This is a genomic window from Arthrobacter sp. AOP29-A2-19, from assembly GCF_058138025.1.
Genome location: NZ_CM176894.1, coordinates 3298041 through 3315907, shown reverse-complemented (window position 1 = coordinate 3315907; position 17867 = coordinate 3298041). Strand labels below are relative to the sequence as shown.

The 17867-nt window shown below is 69.3% G+C and carries 15 protein-coding genes; 9 read left to right on the top strand and 6 right to left on the bottom strand.

Annotation, left to right across the window (positions count from 1 at the left end; all coding sequences use genetic code 11):
* Positions 1-39: 39 nt before the first annotated feature.
* A complete protein-coding gene (locus AC3ZJJ_RS15280) occupies positions 40-2505 on the top strand; it encodes a phosphoketolase family protein (protein ID WP_489892673.1) in 2466 nt (821 codons plus the stop codon).
* Positions 2506-2661: 156 nt separating this feature from the next.
* The gene (locus AC3ZJJ_RS15275) at positions 2662-4644 is read left to right on the top strand and encodes a M13 family metallopeptidase (RefSeq protein WP_489892672.1); all 1983 of its coding nucleotides are present in this window, start codon (positions 2662-2664) and stop codon (positions 4642-4644) included.
* A gap of 3 nt (positions 4645-4647) precedes the next feature.
* Here AC3ZJJ_RS15275 and AC3ZJJ_RS15270 read toward each other — a convergent pair whose 3' ends face one another.
* Positions 4648-5535, bottom strand: a complete 888-nt coding sequence (locus AC3ZJJ_RS15270; protein WP_489892671.1) for an alpha/beta hydrolase — start codon at positions 5533-5535, stop codon at positions 4648-4650.
* A gap of 107 nt (positions 5536-5642) precedes the next feature.
* Here AC3ZJJ_RS15270 and lysS point away from each other — a divergent pair, with 107 nt between their 5' ends.
* The 6 genes from lysS to AC3ZJJ_RS15240 all read left to right on the top strand — a co-directional run bounded on the left by lysS (position 5643) and on the right by AC3ZJJ_RS15240 (position 11405).
* Positions 5643-7172 (top strand): lysine--tRNA ligase, encoded by a 1530-nt coding sequence (gene lysS, locus AC3ZJJ_RS15265; RefSeq protein WP_489892670.1) that lies wholly within the window; start codon positions 5643-5645, stop codon positions 7170-7172.
* Positions 7173-7180: 8 nt separating this feature from the next.
* Entirely contained in the window at positions 7181-7342 is a 162-nt protein-coding gene (locus tag AC3ZJJ_RS15260; protein WP_489892669.1) for a hypothetical protein, read from the top strand.
* 125 nt (positions 7343-7467) lie between these two features.
* The gene (locus AC3ZJJ_RS15255) at positions 7468-7764 is read left to right on the top strand and encodes a histone-like nucleoid-structuring protein Lsr2 (RefSeq protein WP_489892668.1); all 297 of its coding nucleotides are present in this window, start codon (positions 7468-7470) and stop codon (positions 7762-7764) included.
* A gap of 105 nt (positions 7765-7869) precedes the next feature.
* Positions 7870-10401: an ATP-dependent Clp protease ATP-binding subunit gene (locus tag AC3ZJJ_RS15250; protein ID WP_489892667.1), complete on the top strand. Its 2532-nt coding sequence runs from the start codon at positions 7870-7872 to the stop codon at positions 10399-10401.
* A gap of 96 nt (positions 10402-10497) precedes the next feature.
* Positions 10498-11010 carry an amino-acid N-acetyltransferase gene (locus AC3ZJJ_RS15245; protein WP_489892666.1) on the top strand — a complete coding sequence of 171 codons (513 nt, stop codon included), beginning with the start codon at positions 10498-10500 and terminating at the stop codon, positions 11008-11010.
* Between the two features lie 173 nt (positions 11011-11183).
* Positions 11184-11405 (top strand): Rv0909 family putative TA system antitoxin, encoded by a 222-nt coding sequence (locus AC3ZJJ_RS15240; protein ID WP_489892665.1) that lies wholly within the window; start codon positions 11184-11186, stop codon positions 11403-11405.
* 61 nt (positions 11406-11466) lie between these two features.
* Here AC3ZJJ_RS15240 and AC3ZJJ_RS15235 read toward each other — a convergent pair whose 3' ends face one another.
* Both AC3ZJJ_RS15235 and AC3ZJJ_RS15230 read right to left on the bottom strand, forming a co-directional pair.
* On the bottom strand, positions 11467-12033 hold the full coding sequence (locus AC3ZJJ_RS15235; RefSeq protein WP_489892664.1) for a hypothetical protein: 567 nt from the start codon (positions 12031-12033) through the stop codon (positions 11467-11469).
* Between the two features lie 87 nt (positions 12034-12120).
* Entirely contained in the window at positions 12121-13134 is a 1014-nt protein-coding gene (locus AC3ZJJ_RS15230; protein WP_489892663.1) for an HhH-GPD family protein, read from the bottom strand.
* Between the two features lie 91 nt (positions 13135-13225).
* Here AC3ZJJ_RS15230 and AC3ZJJ_RS15225 point away from each other — a divergent pair, with 91 nt between their 5' ends.
* Entirely contained in the window at positions 13226-13891 is a 666-nt protein-coding gene (locus AC3ZJJ_RS15225) for a hypothetical protein (RefSeq protein ID WP_489892662.1), read from the top strand.
* Between the two features lie 9 nt (positions 13892-13900).
* On the opposite strand, the gene disA is transcribed toward AC3ZJJ_RS15225, so the two are convergent.
* From disA to AC3ZJJ_RS15210, 3 genes are all read right to left on the bottom strand, one after another.
* Positions 13901-14977: a DNA integrity scanning diadenylate cyclase DisA gene (disA, locus tag AC3ZJJ_RS15220; protein WP_489892661.1), complete on the bottom strand. Its 1077-nt coding sequence runs from the start codon at positions 14975-14977 to the stop codon at positions 13901-13903.
* Between the two features lie 101 nt (positions 14978-15078).
* A complete protein-coding gene (gene radA / locus AC3ZJJ_RS15215; protein ID WP_489892660.1) occupies positions 15079-16458 on the bottom strand; it encodes a DNA repair protein RadA in 1380 nt (459 codons plus the stop codon).
* Positions 16459-16509: 51 nt separating this feature from the next.
* Positions 16510-17637, bottom strand: a complete 1128-nt coding sequence (locus AC3ZJJ_RS15210) for an FUSC family protein (RefSeq protein WP_489892659.1) — start codon at positions 17635-17637, stop codon at positions 16510-16512.
* Positions 17638-17867 lie beyond the last annotated feature (230 nt).

Sequence of the window (17867 nt, the reverse complement as noted above, 5' to 3'; positions counted from 1 at the left end):
ACGTTTAACCACCCGCGGGGGCCGGGTACGCTTCGGCGTATGACTAGCTCCCACGGTGAATCGTCGGCCCTCACGCCGGCAGGCACTTCCCCCGACGTCACGGCGGCCAGTTCCTCGCCGCCCAACGCCACGCCAGCAGATGCCCCGCCGGTCGAGTTCCCTGTGGACGTCGACGCCCTGGAGCGTTGGTGGAGGGCCGCGAACTACATCTCGGTGGGACAGATCTATCTGCGCTCGAATCCGCTGCTGCGGCGCAAGCTTGCGGCGGCCGACGTCAAGAAGCGCCTGCTGGGGCACTGGGGCACCACCGCGGGCCTCAACTTTATGTACGCGCACCTGAACCGGGCCATCCGGGAGCGCGGTCAACAGATGCTTTTCGTCACCGGTCCCGGGCACGGTGGCCCCGCGAATGTCGCCAACGCCTATCTGGAGGGCACCTACACCGAGGTCTACCCGGACATCACCCTCGATTCCGCCGGCCTCGAGAAGCTCTTCCGCCAGTTCTCCTATCCCGGCGGCATCCCCAGCCACGCCGCGCCGGAGACCCCGGGTTCGATTAGCGAGGGAGGCGAGCTCGGCTATTCCCTGGCCCATGCCTACGGGGCGGCGTTCGACAACCCGGCCCTGGTCGTCGCCTGCGTCGTCGGCGACGGTGAGGCCGAGACCGGTCCGTTGTCCGGCTCCTGGCAATCCACCAGTTTCATCGACCCCGTTCACGACGGCGCCGTGCTGCCGATCCTGCACCTTAACGGCTACAAGATCGCGAACCCCACCGTCCTGGCCCGCATGCCGGAGGAACGGCTCGGCAAGTACTTCGAGGGACTGGGCTACGCGCCGCGGTTCGTCACCGTCCAGGATCCGGACGACCACGCCGGGGCCCACGTCGCGTTCGCCGCGGCGCTCGACGAGAGCCTGGACGCGATCCGCGCCATCCAACTGCGCGCGCGCGACGAGGGGACGATCGATGGCCAGCCCGCATGGCCGATGATCGTCCTGCGTTCCCCCAAGGGCTGGACCGGCCCACGCGTCGTCGACGGGCTGAAAGTCGAGGGCACGTGGCGGTCGCACCAGGTTCCGCTCTCCGGCATCCACGAGGATCCAACACACCTTGCCCAGCTGGAGGAATGGCTGCTGTCATACGCGCCCCGGGAGCTCTTCGACGACGACGGCGCCCCGCGCGCCGACGCCTTGCGGCTGGCGCCGGAGGGGGAGCTGCGCATGAGCGCGACGGCGCACGCCAACGGCGGCCGGCTCCTCGAGCCGCTGGATCTTCCCGATCCTTCGGCGCACCTGGTTGACGTTGGCGCGCCGGGCATCGAGCGCCTGGGCGCCATGGCCAACCTCGGCGGCTGGATGCGGGAGGTTGTCCGCCGCAACCCCCACAACTTCCGGCTCTTCGGGCCGGACGAGACGGCCTCCAACCGTCTCTCGGCCGTCTTCGAGGCGACCGACAAGGTGTGGCAAGCCGAGATCCACGAGGTCGACGAGCACCTGGCCCGCGCCGGGCGCGTGATGGAGGTCCTCAGCGAGCACCTGTGCCAGGGGTGGCTGGAGGGTTACCTGCTCACCGGCCGCCACGGCGTGCTGAATTCTTACGAGGCGTTCATCCACATCGTCGACTCGATGTTCAACCAGCACGCGAAGTGGCTCAAGGTCCACCGCGAGCTGGCTTGGAGGCAACCGGTCGCCAGCCTGAACTACCTTCTCTCATCGCACGTGTGGCAGCAGGACCACAACGGCTTCTCGCATCAGGACCCCGGGTTCATCGACCACGTGGTCAACAAGAAGGCGGAGGTCGTGCGCGTCTACCTCCCGGTCGACGCGAACACGCTGATCCACACCATGGACCACGTGATGCGCACCCGGGACTACGTGAACGTCGTTGTGGCGGGGAAGGCCCCGTCCCTGCAATGGCTGGGCCCCCGGGAGGCGGCGGACCACTGCGCCGCCGGGATCGGTGTCTGGGACTTCGCGGGGAGCGAGGTGGACGGCCACGAGCCGGACGTGGTCCTCGCCTGCGCCGGAGACGTGCCGACCACCGAGGTGGTCGCGGCGGCGGCCATGCTGCGCGCCGACGATCCGAAGCTCCGCATCCGCGTGGTGAACGTGATCGACCTGATGCGCCTCCAGGACGACAGGGCCCATCCGCACGGGCTGGCCGCGGCCGCGTTCGACGCGTACTTCACCAGGGACCGTCCGGTGGTGTTCGCCTACCACGGGTATCCGTGGCTCATCCACCGGTTGGCGTACCGCCACACCAACCACGACAACTTTCACGTCCGCGGCTACATCGAGGAGGGAACCACCACCACGCCCTTCGACATGGCCATGCTCAACCGAATCGACCGCTTCCACCTGGCGCTGGACGTGCTGGACCGGGTCCCGGCCGTCGAAGCGCGGCACCCTGAGCTGCGCGCTCTCTACGAACAGCGGCTGCGGGAGGCCCGCGCCCACACCCGGGCGCACGGCGAGGACTCCGAGGGGATCAGCGACTGGACGTTGTAGGGAATTTCGCGCTGAGATGAACGCCGGCAAACCGTGGGCCATACACGGCCGAAACCGGAGGAACGCCAGTAAAGTGGATGTTTCAGAGCGTAATCCACGCCACAGTCCGCCCCTTGCCGGCGGGCACGGCGGCACCACCACGATCTACGGGGAGCCATGACAGCAGAACCCACAGCCCTGCCCACGCCACGGCAGGACCACAGCGACCAATCGGTCCGCCCGCAGGACGACCTGTACCGGCACGTCAACGGAGGATGGTTGTCCACGGCCGAGATCCCCGGCGACCAGGGGAGCTATGGTTCGTTCATGCAGCTCCGCGACGAGTCCGAGGCGGCAGTGCGCGAGATCATCGAAGAGGCGCGGGCCGCCGGCGCGGCCGGGACGGGCGACGACCGCAAGGCCCGGATCGGTGCGCTCTACACAAGCTTTATGGACGAGGACGCGATCGAGGCCCGCGGCATGGACCCCATCAGGGAGGACCTCGCCGCGGTCTACGCCCTTGGCGACCTCGAGTCCCTGGTGCGCCTGACCGGCGCCCTGCAGCGGCGCGGGGTGTCCGGCTACTTCCAGGCCGGGGCCAGCAGCGACGCCGGCCGGCCGGACCGCAACCTGCTCACCCTCTTGCAGTCCGGCCTCGGCCTGCCCGACGAGTCCTACTACCGCGAGGAGCAGTTCGCGGAGCTCCTCGCCGAATACCGGACACACTTGGGGCGCCTGCTCTCGCTCGCCGAGGTGCCGGATGCCGACGAGGCGGCCGGTGCCGTCGTGCGGCTGGAAACCGCGCTGGCCCTGCACCACTGGGACCGCGTGAAGTGCCGAGACGCCCAGGCGCGCTACAACCTGCTCACGGCGGACCAGCTCTTCGAGCTGCACCCGTCCGCGCGGCTGTGGTTCGAGGGCGCCGGCATCGAACCCAGGTATTTCGCGGAGGTCGACGTGTGGCAGCCCAGCTACCTCGAGGGCCTGGAGCGTGTCCTGGCGGACCAGCCGCTCGACGCCTGGCGCCACTGGCTGGCGGTGCAGGTGGTCCGCAGCAACGCGCCGTACCTGTCCAAGGCGTTTGTGCTGGAGAACTTCTCCTTCTATTCCGCCAAGCTGGCGGGGACGAAGGAGCTCAAGGAGCGCTGGAAGCGGGGCGTCGCCTTCACGGAGGGCGCGGTGGGCGAGGACATCGGCCAGCTGTATGTGGAGCGCCACTTCCCGCAGCGGAGCAAGGACCTCATGGAGGGGCTTGTCGCCAACCTGACCGAGGCCTACCGCCACTCCATTTCCGAGCTGCCCTGGATGGGTCGGGAGACCATCGGCAAGGCCCTGGAGAAGCTCTCCATGTTCCGGCCCAAGATCGGCTACCCGGTGAAGTGGATCGACTACTCGGCCGTCGCGGCGGATCCCGCGGACCTGATCGCGAACGTCGCGAGCGCCAACGCTTTCGAGTTCGCCCGCGAGCTGAAGAAGATCGACGACGGCGTGGACAAGGACCTCTGGTTCATGTACCCGCAGACCGTCAACGCCTACTACCACCCGCTGCTGAACGAGATCGGCTTCCCGGCCGGCATCCTCAGGTCGCCGTTCTTCGACGCGGACCGCGATGCCGCCTCCAACTACGGCGCGATCGGCGCGGTGATCGGACACGAGATCGGCCACGGCTTCGACGACCAGGGATCGCAGTTCGACGGCACGGGAGAGCTGAAGAACTGGTGGACCGAGGACGACCGCATTGCGTTCGAGGAACTGACGGGCAGGCTCGTGGCCCAGTACGACGCGCTGGTTCCCCCCGAGGCCCCGGAACACCAGGTCAACGGCCGGCTCACCCTGGGCGAGAACATCGGAGACCTCGGAGGCCTCGGGATCGCCTACAAGGCCTACAAGCTGGACCTCGCGGAGCGCGGACTGGCCGAGGACGAGGTCATCGACGGGCGCAACGGGGATCAGCGGTTCTTCTACGCGTGGGCCGAGTGCTGGCGTTCGCTCACCCGCCCGGAGACCATGGTCACGCGCATCACCACCGACCCGCATTCGCCGGGCGAGTTCCGCTGCAACCAGGTTCCCAAGAACATGGCCGCCTTCCACGAGGCCTTCGGAACCCGGCCGGGAGACGGCATGTGGCTGGATCCCGCCGACCGGGTGGAGATCTGGTAGCGGCTATTCCGCCTGGAAGTACTCGGCCACGTCGCTGACCAGCTCCCCGACGGCGGCCGGCACGGACGCGTGGATGCCTTTCGGGGACTCCTCGTATCCGGAGCCGGCCACCGTCCGGTGGAGGCGCTGGGCCGTCTCGCGGAAGTAGGCGGGACTCTTGGCCCCCGCCATAAAGCGGGTGTTCGACGGCAGTCGCGAGAAGTGGGCGGCGGTGTCCTCCTCCTGCAGCGCGGCGCGCAACTCGCCGACCCCCGTGGGGATCAGTTGCCTGAACATCCGGCCGGACCTGGTGAAGGCGGTGCCCGCGAGCAGCAGGGCGAGGATAGGCTCGGGCACCTTGGACAGGGTGGGCGAGTGGCGTGTCCCGCGCTGGAGCCGGGCCAGCGCGAGCCGCCACTTTCCGGCGTCGGCCGCCTCGACGAAGCCTTCCAGCCATTGGGCGTCGATGCTGCCGTCGATGTTGATGGCGGGATCGTAGACGGCGAGGCGATCCGGGACCAGCGACGGATCAGCAAAGCGGCGGTCGTCCCGGTCGTCGCCCTGGAAGGCCTGCACCGCGTTGAGCACCACGGAACCGCCGAGCGAGTGGCCGAACAGGTTGCGCGCGCCGGTGATCCGCAGCATCAGTGCCAGGTCCGAGATTTCCGTCTCCATGCAGTAGTCCCCGGGCTGCCCGGACGAACGTCCCCGGCCGCGTCTGTCGTAGACGTCCACGGCCCACTCGTCGCCGAGACACTTGCTCAGCGACCTCGCGAAGGGGCGGTAGATCAGCGCGGTGATGAACGCGCCCCCGACCACCAGGACCCGGCGGTCCCCGGGGGCGTCGAAGAGGCCGTACGTGAACAAGGCCAGGTGTCCGCCGTCGACGGTGGGGACTATGCGTTCTTTCATGGTGCACCCATCCTATTGAAGCGGGGGAGCGCGGCACGGACCGGCGTGCCGGGGCGGCGGCCGGCGCGTTGGGGAGCCGCCGGTGTCAGCACGTAGAATTGTCTACCGTGACTGCCGACAACAAAACCGCCCCCGCCGCGACGAGCGCGCCCATCGACACCAGCGACCAGCGACAGGTGCGCCTGGAGAAGCGCGCCGAGCTGCTGGCCTCGGGACGCGAGGCGTACCCCGTCGGCGTCGAGCGCACACACACGCTGCAGGAGGTCCGGGAGGCGTATGCGCACCTGGAGCCCGGCGAGGAGACCGGAGACGTCGTCGGCGTCGTCGGCCGCGTTGTCTTCCAGCGCAACACCGGCAAGCTCTGCTTCGCCACCCTCCAGGAGTCCGGCCCCTCCGGCGCCGCCGTGCGGCTGCAGGCCATGCTGTCCCTGGCCAACGTGGGCGAGAAAGCCCTCGCGGACTTCAAGCGCCTGGCCGACCTCGGGGACCACCTCTTCGTCAAGGGCGCGGTGATCTCCTCCCGCCGCGGCGAGCTTTCGATCATGGCCACCGAGTGGCAGATGGCGTCCAAGGCCATCCGGCCCATGCCGGTCCTCCACGCCGACCTCAACGAGGAGACCCGCGTGCGCCAGCGGTACGCGGACCTGATCGTTCGCGACGAGGCACGCGAAATGATCTACAGGCGCGACGCCGTCACCCGAGCGATCCGCGACACCCTCTACGGCCACGGCTACGTGGAGGTCGAGACCCCCATGCTGCAGCTGGTGCACGGCGGCGCCGCGGCCCGCCCGTTCCGCACGCACCTGAACGCGTTCGACCAGGACATGACCCTCCGCATCGCCACCGAGCTCTACCTCAAGCGCACGGTCGTGGGCGGAATCCCGCGCGTCTTTGAAATCGGGCGCCTGTTCCGCAACGAGGGCGTCGACTCGACCCACTCCCCGGAATTCACGACGCTCGAGTGCTACGAGGTCTACGCGGACCAGTTCGTGATGGCCGAGCGCATGAGGGAGATCATCCTGAACGCGGCCGACGCGGTCGGCGCCGGCCGCAGCATCGACACGTCCAAGGGAACCATCAACCTCGACGGCGAATGGCGCTGGCTGGGCGTGTACCCGGGGCTGTCCGAGGCCGTCGGCGAAGAGGTCACCCCGGAGACCCCCGAGGCGGCCCTGCGCGCGATCGCCGAGAGGCACGACGTCAAGACCGACCCGAAGTGGGGTGCCCAGAAGCTGGTCATCGAGCTCTTCGGCGAGATCGTCGAGCCCACGCTGATGGACCCGACATTCGTGTTCGACTATCCGCCGGCCGCGCAGCCCCTCGCGCGCCCGCACCGCTCCAAGCCCGGCGTGATCGAGGCTTGGGACCTTATCATCGGCGGCATGGAACGCGGGACGGCGTTCTCCGAGCTGATCGACCCGGTCATCCAGCGTGAACGGCTCACCGAACAGTCCGCGCTTGGTGCCGGGGGCGACGACGAGGCCATGCAGCTGGACGAGGACTTCCTGCGGGCGCTCGAGTACGGCGCCCCGCCGATGGGCGGCATCGGGCTCGGCGTGGACCGCCTGGTCATGCTGTTCACCGACGCCGGGATCCGCGAAACCATCCTGTTCCCCCTCCTCAAGCCGGAAGCGTAGGCGCCCGCATGCAGTACGTTGAGGTCCTGGCGCCGACGATCGTCGTCGCACTCATCTTCTGGTTCGTTGTCCGCTCGCTCTTCAGGGTCGACCGCAACGAACGTCGCGCCGAGGCCGAGGCGGACGCGCGCGGCATCGCGGAAAACCCAAAGGACGACGCCGGAAATTAGGTTTTCCGCCCCGACAAAGCTGGTTGCCGCGCGGGAGAAGTGCATAGACTGCGAGCGTCGCCGGGCAACCGGCGGCGCCCCGCGAACCCGCCGGATCGCCGGCAGCAACAACACAAGGAGCCACCGTGGTACGGAAAGTCGAAATCACGCTGGTCGACGACCTCGATGGGTCGCCCGCGGACGAAACGGTGCACTTCGGGCTCGACGGCAACCACTACGAGATCGACCTGGGCGAGGCCAACGCCGCGCGGCTGCGCGAGGTGCTGGCGCCCTACGTGGATGCGGCCCGGCGCTCCAACGCGTACTCCTCCGCCGAGGCGCCGGCCATCAGGGCATGGGCCGCTGACAACGGGTTCCACGTCAGCGAACGCGGCCGCCTGCACTCCGAGGTCATCGAGGCATACCGCGCCGCGCATCCCTAGTCGCGCGCCCGCGGTGCGGGGCGTGTTATCCCTACGGCGAACAAGCGCCCGAACGGTGGATTTGGTGCGTAGCATCGAGGTACGCGTTAGCTAGGAGTGTGCCGCATGTTTGAGAGATTTACCGACCGTGCCCGTCGCGTTGTCGTGCTCGCCCAAGAAGAGGCGCGCATGCTCAACCACAACTACATTGGAACCGAGCACATCCTGCTCGGCCTGATCCACGAGGGCGAAGGGGTCGCCGCCAAGGCGCTCGAGTCGTTGAACATCTCGCTGGGGGCCGTGCGGGAGCAGGTTCAGGAGATCATCGGCCAGGGCCAGCAGGCGCCCTCCGGCCACATCCCGTTCACGCCGCGCGCCAAAAAGGTCCTCGAGCTCTCGCTGCGCGAGGCGCTCCAGCTCGGCCACAACTACATCGGGACCGAGCACATCCTGCTTGGCCTGATCCGCGAGGGCGAGGGCGTCGCTGCCCAGGTCCTCGTGAAGCTCGGCGCCGACCTGAACCGGGTGCGCCAGCAGGTCATCCAGCTCCTCTCCGGCTACCAGGGCGGCAAGGAAACCGCCGGCGCCGGAGTTGGCCAGAGCCAGCAGGAGGGCACCCCGGCGGGCTCCGTGGTCCTGGACCAGTTCGGCCGCAACCTGACCGCCGCCGCGCGCGAGGGCAAGCTCGACCCGGTGATCGGCCGCGAGTTCGAGATGGAGCGCGTGATGCAGGTCCTCTCGCGCCGCACCAAGAACAACCCGGTGCTCATCGGCGAGCCCGGCGTCGGCAAGACCGCCGTCGTGGAGGGCCTGGCCCAGTCGATCGTGCGCGGGGACGTCCCCGAGACCATCAAGGACAAGCAGTTGTACACGCTTGACCTCGGGTCCCTGGTGGCAGGCTCGCGTTACCGCGGCGACTTCGAGGAACGACTGAAGAAGGTCCTCAAGGAAATCCGCACCCGCGGAGACATCATCCTGTTCATCGACGAGATCCACACCCTCGTCGGGGCGGGAGCGGCCGAGGGCGCCATCGACGCGGCCTCCATCCTCAAGCCCATGCTGGCCCGCGGCGAGCTGCAGACCATCGGCGCCACCACGCTGGACGAATACCGCAAGCACATCGAGAAGGACGCCGCGCTGGAGCGCCGCTTCCAGCCGATCCAGGTCAAGGAGCCGTCCGTGGAGCACACCACGGAGATCCTCCGCGGCCTGCGCGACCGGTACGAGGCGCACCACCGCGTGTCCATCACGGACGACGCGCTGGAGGCGGCCTCCCAGCTGGCCCACCGCTACATCTCCGACCGCTTCCTTCCGGACAAGGCGATCGACCTGATCGACGAGGCCGGGGCGCGCCTGCGCATTCGTCGCATGACGGCTCCGCCGGCACTGAAGCTGATGGACGAGGAGATCGCCAACGTGCGCCGCGAGAAGGAGGCGGCCATCGACTCCCAGGACTTCGAGGGCGCCGCGTCGCTGCGCGACAAGGAGCAGAAACTCCAGGACGCCCGCGCGGAGAAGGAGAAGGCCTGGAAGAACGGCGACATGGACGAGATCGCGGAGGTCGACGCCGAGTTGATCGCCGAGGTTCTCGCGAACTCGACGGGCATCCCGGTCATCAAGCTGACCGAGGAGGAGTCCAGCCGCCTGCTCAACATGGAAGCGGAGATCCACAAGAGGGTCATCGGCCAGGACCAGGCCATCAAGGCCATCTCCCAGGCGATCCGCCGCACCCGCGCCGGCCTGAAGGACCCGAACCGCCCCGGCGGTTCGTTCATCTTCGCCGGCCCGACCGGAGTCGGCAAGACCGAGCTGGCCAAGGCGCTCGCCGAGTTCCTGTTCGGCGAGGAAGACGCGCTGATCACCCTGGACATGTCCGAGTACTCGGAGAAGCACACGGTCTCGCGGCTCTTCGGTGCGCCTCCGGGCTACGTGGGCTACGAGGAGGGCGGCCAGCTCACCGAGAAGGTACGCCGCCGCCCGTTCTCAGTGGTGCTGTTCGACGAGGTGGAGAAGGCCCACGCGGACCTCTTCAACTCGCTGCTGCAGATCCTCGAGGACGGCCGCCTGACCGACTCGCAGGGACGCGTCGTGGACTTCAAGAACACGGTCATCATCATGACGACCAACCTTGGAACCCGCGACATCTCCAAGGGCGTTATGACCGGCTTCCAGTCGGCCACGGACACCAAGACCGGCTACGACCGCATGCAGGCCAAGGTCCAGGAGGAGCTGCGCCAGCACTTCCGCCCCGAGTTCCTGAACCGCGTGGACGACGTTGTGGTGTTCCCGCAGCTGACGCAGGAGGAGATCGTCAAGATCGTCGACCTGTTCGTCGCCCGCCTGGAGAAGCGCATGGTGAACAAGGGCATGCACGTCACGCTGACCCCCGCGGCGAAGGTCCTGTTGGCCACGCGCGGCTACGACCCCGCCATGGGCGCCCGTCCGTTGCGCCGGACCATCCAGCGCGAGATCGAGGACCAGCTCTCGGAGAAGATCCTCTTCGGCGAGGTCATGACCGGCCAGACCGTCACGGTGGACGTCGAGGGCGAGGGCGACACGGCGAAGTTCACCTTCATCGGCCACGTGGAGGACGCGGCGCTGGAGGGCGAGACCCTGCCGGCCGCCATCGAGAGCCACGCCGGTCACGGCAGCAAGTAGCCGGCGGCACACCGGCAACGCCACGAGGCCCGTCCCGCGACCACGCGGGGCGGGCCTCGCCGCATCCTCCCCAACCTCCCGCCTAAGATGGGGCCCATGACTACCTTCTCCATTCGACGTGCCCGCACACCGGACGTCGCCGGCATCCGCACGCTCGTCAAGCCGCTCGCCGACGAACGGGTCCTGCTGGAAAAGGAAGCGGTCGCCTACTACGAGAACCTTCAGGAATTCTTCGTTGCGGAGGCCTCCGACGGCACGATCGTCGGCTGCGGAGCGCTGCACGTGATGTGGGAGGACATCGCGGAGGTGCGGACCCTGGCCACCTCGGGGGAATGGCGCGGCCGCGGCGTGGGCAAGGCCCTGCTGGCACGGCTGATGCGGGAGGCCAGGGACATCGGGGTCCAGCGCGTGTTCTGCCTGACCTTCGAGGTCGACTTCTTCCGCGCCAACGGGTTCGAGGTCATGGCCGACCAGACCGCCGTGGACCCCACGGTGTACTCGGAGCTGTTGCGGTCCACCGACGAGGGCGTGGCCGAGTTCCTCGACCTGGCGCGCGTCAAGCCGAACACACTCGGCAACACCCGTATGATCGCCCATTTCCGAGACTAGCGGCGGTGCCGCCGCGGGGATGCGCGGGGGCGGCGCCAACGCCATGGATGCTGGACACGGCGCGCCGAAGGTGCCTATCGTGGCTAGCGCGCACTGCCCGGGACGCCAAACGAACCGGGCGCTGCGCGGAACCGATGGCAACCACGGGAAACACCAACGAAAGTAGGTCGACAATGGGCTTCGGAGACAACCTTGGCGGACTGGGCGAGAACCTGGAAAACCTCAAGAACGAACACGGCGACAAGATCAACGAAGGCGTTGACTCGCTCCAGGAGCAGCACGGCGACAAGCTGGGTGAACATGCCGGCAAGGCGAACGACTTCGTCGATGGCGCCCAGGAGCAGCATCTTGGCGGCCAGCCGGGCGAGGAAAACCCGGAGAACCAGCAGCGGTAGAGCTCGCAGCACACACCAAGCCCCCGCCGGTCACGAACTGGCGGGGGCTTCTTGCTGCCGGTCAGTCCGGAGGGGCCGCCGCGTCGCCCGCCGCGGTGAGTTCTCCCCCGGAGACGCGAAGCGTGGTCTGGAAGGCGGTCTGCGAGCACGCGCCGGTTCCGGACCGGGCCTCCGTACCCTCCAGCGCCTCCTTGTAGGGACCGAATCCGGTGGCCGAGACAGTCGCCGTCAGCGGCCCGGGCGAGAAGTCCGCGGTGGCCCACGTCCCGACCAGGGTCCCGTTGGGCACCGCGGCCGCCGAGCAGACGGAGTCCGGCCCGGTCCCCTCGCAACCCTGGTCGACGGAGTCGGTTCCGGGAATGAGTTCGACGTCGGCCGTGCGGCAGGTGCCGTCCTGGCAGACCTTCACAACCACGCGTGCGGGCGGATCGGCCGGAACCGAGTCCGCCTCCACCACCACGTTGAAGCCGCGCAGCAGGGCGATCTCGGGGCACGCGGCCGTCGGCGGCGCCACGGCGCATCCGGCCAGCGCGGCCGTCGCGACAAGCAACGCTCCGCGGGCGGCCGCGGTCCGCGACGTGCCCGCCCGCTTCGCCGCCTTCGATGTTGCCGGGAAACACGGGGACATGGCACCAGAGTAGGTCCGCGCACCCGGGAAGGGAGTCTCCAAGGAATAACGAACGGGGCACCGTACGGACTCGGCGCATTGCGGGTGCTAGTGGGGCAGCGCGATCCCGGCCGGGCCCTCGTGCGCCAGGCCGTCGGCGAGGAGCCCGGCCAGGCTCCGCTCGCGCTGGGGCGCCGCGGCGGCGAGTTCGGTCAGGAGCCGCCACGCCGGCGCCGCTTCCGTACCGCCGGGCAGCAGGTCACCGTCGCGGGCGGCAGGGAACACCACGTCGACGCCGCCGAGCAGCAGGTCCCTCGGCACCGGTGCGTCGCAGGCGCGCAACACGCCCATCATGGCCCCGCGCACCTGGCGGTCCGTCCCGGCCCACGGCTGCCCCTTGGGCACATAGTGCGGCTCGGGCCGGCCGGCCGCCACCCACGCGCAGGACTCGAGTACGGGGCAGTCGGCGCAGCGAGGCGACCTGGCCGTACACACCAGCGCGCCCAGCTCCATGACCGCCGCGTTCCAGGCGTTCGCCAGCCCGCCGTCGTCGTATGCCGCCTCGGGCATCAACGCATCGGCGAGCCGGGCCTCGGCCGCCGTGTAGCTGGGCTCGGGCAGCGCGCGCCCGGTCACAAGCCGGGCATGGACACGGCGGATGTTCGTGTCCACGACCGTCTCCGGGCTGCCGAACGCAAAGCTGGCGATTGCGGCCGCGGTGTACGAGCCGACCCCGGGCAGCGCCAGCAGCTCCGCGCGCGAGGCGGGAACCACGCCGCCGTGGTCCTCGGTGATGCGCTGTGCGGCCGCATGCAGCCGCAGCGCCCGCCGCGGGTAACCCAGCCGCCCCCATGCGCGCAGCGCCTCGCCGGCCGGCTCCGAGGCGAGGTCGGCGGCGGAGGGCCATCGCTCCATCCACTCCGTCCAGACGGGGAGGACGCGCACCACCGGGGTCTGCTGCAGCATAAACTCGCTGACCATCACGCCCCACGGAGAGCACTCCGCGCGGCGCCAAGGCAGGTCGCGGGCATTCGCGGCGTACCACGACGTGACGCTCGCGTGGACGCCGGCGAGTCCCGCGGCGGGCAGTTCCGGCCGGAAAGTGTCGACTGGGCGGGGCACGTTGCTCCTGGATTGGTGGATGCGGCACCAAATACTCTAGTGCCCGGCGTGGGAACCGGCACTTGGTTGGGCCCTTCCATAGCCTAGAGGCATGGCAAACCAGCAGTCGCGCACGGGTGCCGCGCGCCCCCGCCCGGAGGTCTATCGGAGACGGCGCACCCTGGCGGCCGTGCTGGCGGTCCTCGTTGTCGGGTTGCTGGTCTGGGGAATCGTGGCGCTGGCGGGTCTCTTCGCGGGCGACGGGGATCCCGCCGCGACCGGCGGCTCGTCACCCGCCGCGGCCGCCCCGTCGTCCGAGTCCGCGGCCCCGCCTTCGGGCCCGTCGCCGTCGGGCGCTCCCGAGTCCGCCTCGCCGTCCGGGGCCTCGGGACCGGAGTGCGCGGCCGGGGACATCGCCGTCTCAGCCGACACCGACAAGGGCTCCTACGGCGCGAACGAAGACCCGGTCCTGGTCATGTCGATCCAGAACACGAGCGGTTCCGACTGCTCGGTGAACGTGGGAACCACCCAGCAGGAGTTCACCGTCGTCAGCGGATCCGACCGCATCTTCTCCACCACGGACTGCCTGGCCGATGCCACCGACGTACACGTGTCGATCGCGGCAGGCGAGGAAGAGACCGCGCGGTTCACGTGGGAGCGCCTCCGCAGTGCGCCGGGGTGCCAATCCGTGGCCGCGAACCCGCGCCCGGGGACCTATGTGTTCACCGCCAAGCTGGGCGACGTCTCCAGCAACCGGGCCACGTTTTCCCTGCAGTAGCCGTCCGCGCTACATAAAGCGGTCGAGCAGGCTGGATTCGGCCACCCGCGACAGCCCCTCGCGGACCGTCCGCGCGCGCTGCTCGCCGATGCCGTCGACCGCCATCAGGTCCTCGATGTTGGCGGCCATCAGCCGCTGTAGGCCACCGAAGTTTGCCACCAGCCGGTCCGCCACCGCGCGCGGCAGGGCCTTGATCCCCGCGAGCAGGCGGTAGCCCTTGGGATGCAGGACGGCGTCGAGGGAGTCCGTGCCGGGCGTGAAGCCCATGATGGTGGAGATCTTCCCCAGATCGATCATGTCCGCGGAGGAGAAACCGTGCAGCGTCGCCAGCGCGGCCTCGATCTCCTGCGGTTCGGTGCCGAGCTCGGAGTAGTCCTTCAGCAGCAGGTCGCCACCCGCGCCCAACCCCGCACTGAGCTCGTCGAGTTGCAGCGCCAGCAGTCGCCCGTCGACGCCCAGCTCCAGGACGTACTGCGCGATCTCCTCGGAAATGCGGCGAACCATCTCTTGGCGCTGGAGGACCACCGCCACGTCGCGGACCGTCACCATCGCCTCGATCTCGAGCGCCGAGAGGGAGCTGGTGACCTGGTCGAGCCTGGTCCGGTAGCGCTCCAGGGTCGCGAGGGCCTGGTTGCCGCGCGCCAGGATCGGCTCGGATCCCTCGAGGACGTGCCGAATGCCCTGGATGTAGATGGCGATGATCTGCATGGACTGGGAGACGGAGATGACGGGGAAACCCGTCTGGATGGCCACGCGCTCGGCCGTGCGGTGGCGGGTGCCGGATTCCTGCGTGGGGATGGTGTGGTCCGGAACCAGCTGGACCGCGGCCTTCAGGATGTTGGAGCCGTCGCGGTCGCAGACGATTGCTCCGTCCATTTTCGCGAGCTCGCGCAGGCGCGTGGGGGAGAAGACGATGTTGATGTCGAAGCCGCCCGAGGAGATGCTGTCCACCGTGCGGTCCGAACCCAGGACGATCAGGGCGCCCGTGCGTCCGCGCAGGATGCGCTCGAGCCCGTCACGCAGGTGCGTCCCGGGGGCGACGCGGGCAAGCGTCGTCCGCAGCGCTTCTTCTGGGCTCTTGGGCATGGACCGTTCCTTCCGGCGGGTACCACCATCGTAGGTGCCACCCGATGCGGCGGGCGATCAGCGGCACGCCGGGCGGGATCTGGTACCCGTTCGTTACGCGGTCAGGCCCGGAAGGCGACCTCGAGGGCCTCCGCGAGCGTGCTGACCTCCCACACGCGGAATCCGGCGGGCACCTGCCCGGGGCCATTGGGGGAGGAAGGCACCACGGCGTAGCGGAAGCCCAGCCGCTCGGCCTCGGTGATGCGCCGAGCGATGTCAGGCACGGGCCGGACCTCGCCCGCCAGGCCCACCTCGCCGAAGGCGATGAACTGGGACGGGAGCGGGCGGTCCAGCTTGGCCCCGGCGATGGCCAGGGCCGCGGCCAGATCCACGGCGGGCTCGCTCAGGCGCACGCCGCCCACCGTGGCGACGTAGGAATCCAGCGTCGAAAGGTCCAATCCCGCGCGGCTCTGCAGGACCGCGAGGATCATGGCCGTGCGGGCGGAGTCCAGTCCGCTCGTGGCCCGGCGGGGCTGCGAATTGGCGGTCTTCGCCAACAGCGACTGGACCTCGGCCACAAGCGGACGACGGCCCTCAAGCGTGACGGTGATGCAGGTCCCCGAGACGGGTTCCTTGGTCCGTGTGACGAAGAGGCCGCTGGGATCGGTGAGGCCCTCGATGCCGGTTTCCGTGAGGTCGAAGCAGCCCACCTCGTCTGTGGGCCCGTAACGGTTCTTGATGGCGCGCAGCAGGCGGAGGCGCGAGTGGCGCTCGCCGTCGAACTGGCACACGACGTCCACCAGATGCTCCAGCAGCCTGGGACCGGCGATGGAACCCTCCTTGGTCACGTGGCCCACCAGCAGAGTGGTCATGTTGCGCTTCTTCGCGGCGTTGATCAGCGAGGCGGCCACCTCGCGGACCTGCGTGACGCCGCCCGCGGTGCCGTCGGTCTCCGAGGAGGACAGCGTCTGCACCGAGTCGACGATGAGCAGTTCGGGGTCCAGCAGCTGGATCTGCCCCAGGGCGATCCCCAGGTCGGTTTCCGCCGTGAGGTAGAGGGTGTCCGCGACGGCGTTGATCCGCTCGGCGCGCATCTTGACCTGGGCGGCAGACTCCTCGCCCGTGATGTAAAGGACGCGGCGGTTGCCGCGCGCGGTCCGGGCGGCGACGTCCAAGAGGAGGGTCGACTTGCCCACTCCCGGCTCGCCGGCGAGCAGGATCACGGCGCCGGGAACCAGCCCGCCTCCGAGGACCCTGTCCAACTCGCCGACCCCGGTGGGGCGGTAGGAAGCCACCGAGGCGTCGACGTCGGCGATCGGTTGGGCGGGACGGGAGATGGTGGCGGCCGCCGTCGTCTTGGCGGTGACCTGCCCGATCTCCCCGACGCTGCCCCAGGCCTGGCACTCGCCACAGCGGCCCACCCACTTTGCGGTGGTCCACCCGCACTCGGCACAGCGGTAGGCGGGGCCGGACTTGGGGCGCGCGGAGGTCTTGGTGGCCATGGAGCACGACTCTATCGGTTCGTCCCGACAGTCGGGACGGCGGCATGCCGCCTAGAGCTTCGGTAGGTATCCGGCGGCCTCGTCGTGCCCGATCCCCGCGGCCTCCATCAGGTCCACGACCAGCGGCCGCAACAGCAGGACCAGCCCCTCGCCCTGCACGCCCGAGACGTTGAAGCCCCGCGGACTCAACTGCGTGGCGCACGCGGCGAGGTCCTTCCTGGCCGTGTGCTCGGCGCGGTCCCTGCCGGCCTGCTGCGGCTCCGACACCGAACGGGCGAGCACGTCCACGGCGTCCGCCAACTCGTCGAGGAAGGGCGAAAGCTCCTCGATCGCTTCGTCGCTCAACGCCGCGTGGTTGATCACGGAGGCCAGCCTGCGCGCGAAGACCCGGGAATTGCGCACGGCCAGGTCGGCCTTGTTCGCGATCCGGCGCAGGCGCTCGAGTTCCCCGCGCTGGCGGCGGAAGGCGGGCGACATGGTGGCGACCTCCTGCGCTCCGCGCACGGAGGCGGGGATGGCGTTCATCAGCCCCTGCGTGCCGCGCGCCCTGACGAGGGCGTGCCAGGCCAGGGTCGAGTCGGACTGGCGCATCGCCGTTGAACTCTCGCGGAGGACGCCCGAGAGCTCGTGCAGCAGCTTGCGGACGTCGTGGGCGGGCTCGCGGCGCGGGTCCCGTGGTGTCAGGACGGTGATCACCAGGGCGATGAGCCCGCCAACCACCGCATCGGCGCTGCGCGCGAACACCCCGTCCGACGGCGCGGGCAGCAGGACCACCAGCAGCGCCTGGAGCCCCAGCTGTGTGCTGAAGATCGTCCCGCTGTCCAAGAACCGAGCGACCACCAGGGAGACGAAGACGACGATGGCGGCCTGCCACAGCCCGGTGCCGAGGATGGAGAGCAGCACATCGCCGATGAGGATGCCGAGCGTGCAGCCGAAGGCGACCTCCAGCGTGCGGCGCATGCGGGTGTCCCGGCCGAAACCCAGCGCGATCATGGCCGATGTCGCCGCGAAAAGGGGTCCCTCGTGGCCCAGCACGATCTCGGCGAACCAGTACGCGGTCACGGCGCACACCGTGATCTGCACGATCTTCAGCAGCGAGGAGCGCACCCGCAGGACGCCGACCCGCGTGCGCCGCCGGGCGAACGCGGCGAGCCGGGGGAGGGGCTTGGCCTGGGTCATGGTTACAGTCTGCACGCGTGGGCGGTGGTGACGCGAATCTCATGGCGTCCCCTGCGCCCCGTAAAGTCGCGGAAAACCGGGCCACGAAGGCCCGCGGGAGGGCCAGCGCGGCGTCTGTTAACCCTCCGTTCACCTTTGCCGGAGCATCCCTTTACCTCGCCCGCATAACTTCTCTAGGGAGCGGATCGAATCATGCTGGATCCGCCTGCCTGGGGAGGCGCGGCAGCAAC

What these genes read in the sequence shown, in the direction of transcription:
- AC3ZJJ_RS15270 (WP_489892671.1), bottom strand. Translation starts at nt 5,535, where the DNA reads ATGAAAGAACGCATAGTCCCCACCGTCGACGGCGGACACCTGGCCTTG.
- AC3ZJJ_RS15235 (WP_489892664.1), bottom strand. Translation starts at nt 12,033, where the DNA reads ATGTCCCCGTGTTTCCCGGCAACATCGAAGGCGGCGAAGCGGGCGGGC.
- AC3ZJJ_RS15260 (WP_489892669.1), top strand. Translation starts at nt 7,181, where the DNA reads ATGCAGTACGTTGAGGTCCTGGCGCCGACGATCGTCGTCGCACTCATC.
- AC3ZJJ_RS15210 (WP_489892659.1), bottom strand. Translation starts at nt 17,637, where the DNA reads ATGACCCAGGCCAAGCCCCTCCCCCGGCTCGCCGCGTTCGCCCGGCGG.
- AC3ZJJ_RS15245 (WP_489892666.1), top strand. Translation starts at nt 10,498, where the DNA reads ATGACTACCTTCTCCATTCGACGTGCCCGCACACCGGACGTCGCCGGC.
- AC3ZJJ_RS15250 (WP_489892667.1), top strand. Translation starts at nt 7,870, where the DNA reads ATGTTTGAGAGATTTACCGACCGTGCCCGTCGCGTTGTCGTGCTCGCC.
- disA (WP_489892661.1), bottom strand. Translation starts at nt 14,977, where the DNA reads ATGCCCAAGAGCCCAGAAGAAGCGCTGCGGACGACGCTTGCCCGCGTC.
- AC3ZJJ_RS15280 (WP_489892673.1), top strand. Translation starts at nt 40, where the DNA reads ATGACTAGCTCCCACGGTGAATCGTCGGCCCTCACGCCGGCAGGCACT.
- AC3ZJJ_RS15275 (WP_489892672.1), top strand. Translation starts at nt 2,662, where the DNA reads ATGACAGCAGAACCCACAGCCCTGCCCACGCCACGGCAGGACCACAGC.
- AC3ZJJ_RS15225 (WP_489892662.1), top strand. Translation starts at nt 13,226, where the DNA reads ATGGCAAACCAGCAGTCGCGCACGGGTGCCGCGCGCCCCCGCCCGGAG.
- radA (WP_489892660.1), bottom strand. Translation starts at nt 16,458, where the DNA reads ATGGCCACCAAGACCTCCGCGCGCCCCAAGTCCGGCCCCGCCTACCGC.
- AC3ZJJ_RS15240 (WP_489892665.1), top strand. Translation starts at nt 11,184, where the DNA reads ATGGGCTTCGGAGACAACCTTGGCGGACTGGGCGAGAACCTGGAAAAC.